This window comes from Streptomyces sp. ISL-12 (assembly GCF_018614415.1).
Lineage (GTDB): Bacteria > Actinomycetota > Actinomycetes > Streptomycetales > Streptomycetaceae > Streptomyces.
Genome location: NZ_JAGGOO010000171.1, coordinates 1 through 6,738 on the forward strand (window position 1 = coordinate 1; position 6,738 = coordinate 6,738).

Below are 6,738 nucleotides of genomic sequence, written 5' to 3' on the forward strand. Positions count from 1 at the left end.
TCAGAGTGGGTTGTCTTCGCGACTGTTGGGCCGTTCCAACGTCTCAAACCTTAGCGGACCCGCTCCCTGTTGCCAAAATCGGAGTTCGGAATTGAATTCGGGCATGCCGAAATCGTTCCCGAGGGGAGGTCGTGCTGGTGGTGTGAGGTGCCGCTCGTGCGGCGAGAGTGTCACCGCAAAACCGTTACGGCGCTGCGGCAACCCGAAGAACCCTACGGATCGGGGAGGTGGCTGTCAAGCGTCCCCTGTCAACCGTTTTAGTCGAGGTCGCTGAGCCGGCCGCCGGCGTCCGGCTGGTCGTGCTCCACCCTGCGCAGGATGCGGGTGAGGACCTCACCGAGGGCGGTGCGCTCGTCGGGGGAGAGGTCCTGGAGGAGGTCCTCCTCGAAGACCGAGGCGAGGCGCATGGCCTCCAGCCACTTCTCGCGGCCGTCGGCCGTCAGCTCGACGATGACGCGGACCCGGTTGGACTCGTCGCGGTCCCGGGTGACGAGGCCCTCGGTGACCATGCGGTCGATGCGGTGGGTCATCGCGGCCGGGGTCAGGCCGAGCCGCTTGGCGAGGTCGCCGGGGCCCATCCGGTAGGGGGCGCCGGAGAGGACGAGGGCCTTGAGGACCTCGAAGTCGGCGTTGCTGACACCGAGGTCGGCGGTCTGGCGGCCGTAGGCGACGTTCATGCGGCGGTTCAGGCGGGACAGCGCCGACACGATCTTCTCGACCTGGGGGTCGAGGTCCTGGAACTCGCGCTGGTAGGCGGCGATCTGTTCCTCGAGTGTCGGCTCGCCGGCAGCTGCTGTGTCGCCCATGGGTCGCAGTATGGCACGGCTGAGCTTTGCCTTGAAGTCCTTCGGAATATACTCTTTAGCTTCGAAGTTTACTTTCGAAGTCTTCACTCCTAACTCGTGAGAGAGGTGAACGTGACCAGGGCGAGGGGCGCTGCGATGCGCCGGATCCATGTGGGCAACGCGCTCAGCGCGTTCGGGCTCGGTTTCACCGTCCCCTACCTGTACGTCTATGTGGCGCAGGTACGGGGGCTCGGCTCCGTGACGGCGGGGCTGGTGCTCGCCGTCTTCGCCGTGGCCGCGTTGATCGTGCTGCCGTTCGCCGGGCGGGCCATCGTCCGGCGGGGCCCGCTGCCGGTGCTGCTCGCCGCCCTGGTCGTGGCCGCCCTCGGCGCGCTGAGCCTGGGTGTGTCGGAGCAGGCGGCGACCGTGCTGCCGTCCGCCGCGCTGCTGGGGGCCGGGCAGGCCGTGATGCAGCCGGCGCTGGCGACGATGATCGTGGACTGCTCGACGGCCGATACGCGGTCGCGGGCGTTCGCCATGCAGTTCTTCCTGCAGAACCTCGGGCTCGGTATCGGCGGGCTGATCGGCGGGCATCTCGTCGACACCTCCAGCCCGGCCTCGTTCACCCTGTTGTTCGCCATCGAGGCGGCCATGTTCCTGCTGCTGGTCGCCGTGCTGGCCACGGTGCGGACGGAGCGGGCGCCCCGGGTCGCGGATGCTCCCGAGGGGGCCAAGGGGAGCTGGCGGCAGCTGCTCGGCAATCGGGCCATGGTGCAGTTGCTCGTACTGGGGTTCGTGCTGTTCTTCGCCTGCTACGGGCAGTTCGAGTCGGGGCTGAGCGCGTACGGCGTGGAGGCGGCCGGGATCTCGACGTCCGCGCTGGGGACGGCGCTGGCGGCCAACACGCTGATGATCGTGGTCGCGCAGTTCGCGGTGCTGCGGTTCGTGGAGCGGCGGAAGCGGTCGCGGGTGATCGCGTCCGTGGGGCTGATCTGGGCCGTGGCGTGGGCGATCGCCGGGTACGCCGGGCTCGGGCACGGCAGCCAGTCCATGGCGACGGCCGCGTTCATCTCGACGTACGCGCTGTTCGGGCTGGGTGAGTCGCTGTTGTCGCCGACGCTGGTGCCGCTGGTCGCGGATCTGGCGCCGGAGGGGATGGCGGGGCAGTACAACTCCGCGTTCGCCCTGGTGAAGCAGCTCGCGCTGGCGGTCGGGCCGGCGGTGGGCGGGCCGCTGGCGGCGGCGCTGCCCGGACCGTACATCGTGGTGTTCCTGCTGTTCTCGCTGGTGATGAGCGTGCTGGCGGTGCGGATGGGGCGGTCGCTCACTCAGGTGCAGGACCGGCCGTGGCTGCTGCGGGCCACCCGGGTGGTCCGGCAGGGCGGGGCGCCCGCCGAGTCGGCCGCGCCGGCCGAGGCGTAGCCGTCACGGGCGGGGCAGGGCGAACTCGCACCAGACCGCCTTGCCGCCGCCCGGGGTGCGCCGGCTGCCCCAGCCGGAGGCGATGGTCGCGACGATGGCGATGCCCCGGCCGGACTCGTCGGCCGGCTCCGCGCGGCGCCGTCTGGGCAGGTGGTCGTCGCCGTCGGTGACCTCGATGATCAGGCGGCGGTCGGTGCGGCGCAGGCGCAGCCGCATGGGGGGTGTGCCGTGCTGGAGGGAGTTGGCGACCAGTTCGCTGGCGGCCAGGACACCCAGGTCGTGCAGGTCGGTGGGGAAGCGCCAGCTGGTCAGGACGCCGGAGGCGAAGGCACGCGCGCGTGGGGCGGCCTCGACGCCGCCGAGAAGTTCCAGCGCGGCGTTGCGGAAGAGGTCGTGTTCGGGGCCGGTGCGCGCCGGGTGCTGGAGGACCAGGACGGCGACGTCGTCGTCGTGCTCGGGGGTCACGCCCGCCGAGCGGACCAGGCGGTCGCAGATGACCTGCGGGGTGCCGCGGGCGCCGGCCAGGGCGCGCTCCAGGGCGGCGATGCCCTCGTCGAGGTCCTGGTTGCGGCGCTCGACCAGACCGTCGGTGTAGAGGACGGCCGTGGATCCGGGGGCGAGGGGGACGGAGCCCGAGGCGTGCAGCCAGCCGCCGGTGCCCAGCGGCGGGCCGGTGGGTTCGTCGGCGCGGTGGACCGTGCCGCTCTCGTCGCGGACCAGGATCGGGAGGTGCCCGGCGGAGGCGTACACCAGGCGGCCCTCGTTGGGGTCGTGGATGGCGTACACACAGGTGGCGATCTGGTTGGCGTCGATCTCGGCGGCGAGGCCGTCGAGGAGCTGGAGGATCTCGTGCGGGGGCAGGTCGAGGCGGGCGTAGGCCCTGACCGCCGTACGGAGCTGGCCCATGACGGCGGCGGCGCGGACGCCGCGGCCCATGACGTCGCCGATGACCAGGGCGGTGCGGCCACCGCCGAGGGTGATCACGTCGTACCAGTCGCCGCCGACGGCGGCCTCGGTGCCGCCGGGGTGGTAGGTGGCGGCGATGCGGAGGTCGTCGGGCTGCTCCAGGTCCTGGGGGAGGAGGGAGCGCTGGAGGGTGACGGCGGTCTCGCGCTGGCTGCGTTCGCTGGCGCGCAGGCGCTCGGCGGCCTCGGCGTGGTCGGTGACGTCGGTGGCGAAGACCAGGACGCCGCTGTCCTCGCCCTCGGTGACAGGGGTGCAGGTGAAGGTGTAGGAGCGGCCGTCGGGGGCCTTGCGGGACTTGAGGGTGCGGGGCCGGTGGCTGCGCTGGACCTGGTCGAGGAGGGGGAAGAGGCCCAGTTCGGCCAGTTCGGGGAGGGCTTCTCTCGCCCGTTCACCCAGAGGGCGTACGCCGAAGGCCGCCGTATAGGCGTCGTTGACGTAGGCGATGCGGTGGTCGGGGCCGTGCACCAGGGCGACGAGGGCCGGGACGCGGTCGAGGACGTCGCGGACGGGGAGGTCGTCGACGGCCGGTACGGGAGGGGGTTCGTCGGTCAGCTGTTCGGTGCGGGCGGCGGGCACGGAGGTCTCCGACCGGCTCTCTCCCTGCCGGTCCGGGGAGACCGTGGTGTCGTTCCGCGCTGCCGCGCGGCGCTGCGTTCCGGGGAGCCGGGCGCTCCAGCGCGTGAAGTTCACGAATCCTTGCCTCGTGTCAGTCGTCGGCGGCCGGCACCGGAACCGGCCGGGGGCCCCGGGGGCCGCGCGGGGGTGGGCGGCGGCCCGCCCGTGGTGGTGTGGACCAGTCTGGCAGGGTGCCGACCGGGCCGACATCCGTCAGACGCCGGGCCGGGCGGTGGAGTTCCTCGGTCCGGTCAGGACTACCCCTTCGGGTTCTCCGGGGGCTCTTGAGGAGTGATTCCCCCGGCAGCCAGTTCGAACTCCGCTCGCGGGTGTTCCAGTGAACCCAGCGAGACGATCTCTCTCTTGAAGAGGCCGGAGAGTATCCATTCGGCCAGCACGCGCGCCTTGCGGTTGACGGTGGGGACGCGGCTGAGGTGGTAGGCGCGGTGCAGGAACCAGGCCGGATACCCCTTCAGCCGGTGTCCGTGGACCTGGGCGACGCCCTGGTGGAAGCCGAGGGAGGCGACCGAGCCGGCGGACTTGTGGGCGTACGTCTCCAGGGGTTCGCCGCGCAGGGCGTGGGCGATGTTGTCGCCGAGGACCCTGGCTTGGCGGAGCGCGTGCTGCGCGTTGGGGGCGCATTCCCGGCCGGGTGCGCCGGCGGTGACGTCGGGGACGGCGGCGGCGTCTCCGGCGGCCCACGCGTGCGTGACGCCCTCGACCGCCAGCTGGGGGGTGCATTTCAGCCGTCCGCGCTCGGTGCGGGGCAGGTCGGTGGCGGCGAGCACGGGGTGGGGTTTGACGCCGGCCGTCCAGACGACCGTACGGGTGGGGAAGCGGGAGCCGTCGCTGAGGACGGCGACGCGGTCGGCGCAGGACTCCAGGCGGGTGCCGAGCCGTACGTCGATGTTGCGGCGGCGCAGTTCGGTGACCGTGTGGCGGCCCAGTTCCTCGCCGACCTCCGGCAGGATCCGGTCGGTCGCCTCCACCAGGATCCACTTCATGTCGTCGGGGTCGACGTTGTGGTAGTAGCGCGCGGTGTAGCGGGCCATGTCCTCCAGCTCGCCGAGGGCCTCCACGCCCGCGTAGCCGCCACCGACGAAGACGAAGGTGAGGGCGGCGTCGCGGAGTGCGGGGTCGCGGGTGGAGGAGGCGATGTCCATCTGCTCGATGACGTGGTTGCGCAGGCCGATGGCCTCTTCGAGGGTCTTGAAGCCGATGCCGTGGTCGGCGAGGCCGGGAACGGGCAGCGTGCGGGAGACGGAGCCGGGGGCGAGGACGATCTCGTCGTAGCCGACGGGGCGCGCGCCCGCGCCCTCCTCCTCGGTGGCGAGGGTGGTGACGGCGGCGGTGCGGTGCGCGTGGTCGACGGACTCGGCCTCGCCGACGACGACCCGGCAGCGGCCGAGGACGCGGCGCAGGGGGACGACGACGTGCCGCGGGGAGATCGATCCGGCGGCGGCTTCGGGAAGGAACGGCTGGTACGTCATGTAGGGGGCGGGGGTGACGACGGTGATCTCGGCCTCGCCCCGTCGCAGTTCGCCCTTCAGCTTCCGCTGGAGCCGCAGGGCCGTGTACATCCCGACGTAGCCGCCGCCGACAACGAGAATGCGCGCGCGTTCCTTCACCATCCCATGACGCACCCGACGCTTGAGTTTGTCCACAGGCCCGGCAATTCGTATGACCGGTCGGCGGTGATGGACAGGGTTGGCCGATTCGTCGATGGCCGGGGAAGGAGCGCAGGTCAGCAGGGATGTGCTGAGGCCTTACCAGGGGGCCGTGGGGGGCGTATCGGGCCCGTACTCCGATCGGGGTGTGCTCCGTGCGGAACCTGCCCCTTCTGAATTGACTCCCACTCAACTATGTTCGTCCCGACGGAGTGTAGGGGGGATGCGCTCATCGGGTCCGCGACGGGCGGCCCGGACAGCGGCCTGTTCCGCACACGCTCCGGCTTCCGATGACGGGGAGTGTCTCCGGGGGGAGACGTCATTACCGGGGGATTGTCTATGCATGTTCAGAACTCTCATTGGCCGTCCGGCTCCGCTGTCGCCGCCGGCGGCACGATGAGCGCGACAACGGGTGCGGCGGGTGGCGGACGCGGGGACGGCGCGCGGTCGGCGCCGCTGCGCGTGGACGCTCAGCGCAATCTGGAACACGTGCTGCGCGCGGCACGTGAGGTGTTCGGCGAGCTGGGGTACGGCGCGCCGATGGAGGACGTGGCCCGGCGCGCGCGGGTCGGGGTCGGCACGGTGTACCGGCGGTTCCCCAGCAAGGACGTGCTGGTGCGCCGGATAGCCGAGGAGGAGACGACCCGGCTGACCGACCAGGCCCGGACGGCGCTGGGGCAGGAGGACGAGCCGTGGTCGGCGCTCTCCCGGTTCCTGCGGACGTCGGTGGCGTCCGGCGCGGGCCGGCTGCTGCCGCCGCAGGTGCTGCGGGTGGGCGTGGCGGACGAGCATCCCGAAGACGGCCCGGCCGGCCCGGCCGGTGAACCCCGGGTGCCGCAGCAGCGGATCCAGCCGGGCTCCGGTGAGCTGCGGCTGGTGCCGGAGCAGTCCGTGGACGCGGGGGCCGGGTCCCTGGAGGACGACGCGGGCGCCGCGGCGCTGCTGGAGGTCGTCGGCAGGCTCGTGGACCGGGCCCGCGCGGCCGGTGAGCTGCGGCCGGACGTGTCGGTGTCCGACGTCCTGCTGGTCATCGCCACGGCGGCACCCTCACTGCCGGACGCGGCGCAGCAGGCGGCGGCGTCGGCGCGGTTGCTGGACATCCTGCTGGAGGGGCTGCGGTCGCGGCCGGCGTAGCGTGCGGGTGCCGGCGTGTGCCGGCGGGTGCTTTCGGGTGGCGTGAGCTGCCGGGGAGTACCTGCCGACGCCGATCGGTGCCTGGCCGTATCCGTCGGAGGGGTGCGCCGTACCGCCTGTTTCCGGGGGCGCGGCCCGGCACCGACCGG

The 6,738-nt window shown here is 72.3% G+C and carries 5 protein-coding genes; 2 read left to right on the forward strand and 3 right to left on the reverse strand.

All coding sequences use genetic code 11. From position 1 onward, the window contains the following. Positions 1-257: 257 nt before the first annotated feature. Positions 258-806: a MarR family winged helix-turn-helix transcriptional regulator gene (locus J7I94_RS35540; protein ID WP_215174112.1), complete on the reverse strand. Its 549-nt coding sequence runs from the start codon at positions 804-806 to the stop codon at positions 258-260. Positions 807-941: 135 nt separating this feature from the next. On the opposite strand from J7I94_RS35540, the gene J7I94_RS35545 reads away from it, so the two are divergent. Further along, positions 942-2,207: an MFS transporter gene (locus tag J7I94_RS35545; protein ID WP_215174114.1), complete on the forward strand. Its 1,266-nt coding sequence runs from the start codon at positions 942-944 to the stop codon at positions 2,205-2,207. A gap of 3 nt (positions 2,208-2,210) precedes the next feature. Here the strand turns inward: J7I94_RS35545 and J7I94_RS35550 are convergent, their stop codons facing one another. Together J7I94_RS35550 and J7I94_RS35555 are read right to left on the reverse strand one after the other, a co-directional pair. After that, positions 2,211-3,863, reverse strand: coding sequence for a SpoIIE family protein phosphatase (locus J7I94_RS35550; protein WP_215174117.1), 1,653 nt, complete (start codon positions 3,861-3,863; stop codon positions 2,211-2,213). A gap of 182 nt (positions 3,864-4,045) precedes the next feature. Continuing rightward, the gene (locus tag J7I94_RS35555) at positions 4,046-5,419 is read right to left on the reverse strand and encodes an NAD(P)/FAD-dependent oxidoreductase (RefSeq protein WP_215174119.1); all 1,374 of its coding nucleotides are present in this window, start codon (positions 5,417-5,419) and stop codon (positions 4,046-4,048) included. 375 nt (positions 5,420-5,794) lie between these two features. Between J7I94_RS35555 and J7I94_RS35560 the strand changes: the two genes are divergently transcribed. After that, a complete protein-coding gene (locus J7I94_RS35560) occupies positions 5,795-6,589 on the forward strand; it encodes a TetR/AcrR family transcriptional regulator (RefSeq protein WP_215174121.1) in 795 nt (264 codons plus the stop codon). Positions 6,590-6,738 lie beyond the last annotated feature (149 nt).

Bases quoted from the DNA above. Each gene is read 5' to 3' on its own strand.
- J7I94_RS35540 (WP_215174112.1), bottom strand. From the start codon at position 806: ATGGGCGACACAGCAGCTGCCGGCGAGCCGACACTCGAGGAACAGATC.
- J7I94_RS35545 (WP_215174114.1), top strand. From the start codon at position 942: ATGCGCCGGATCCATGTGGGCAACGCGCTCAGCGCGTTCGGGCTCGGT.
- J7I94_RS35555 (WP_215174119.1), bottom strand. From the start codon at position 5,419: ATGGTGAAGGAACGCGCGCGCATTCTCGTTGTCGGCGGCGGCTACGTC.
- J7I94_RS35560 (WP_215174121.1), top strand. From the start codon at position 5,795: ATGCATGTTCAGAACTCTCATTGGCCGTCCGGCTCCGCTGTCGCCGCC.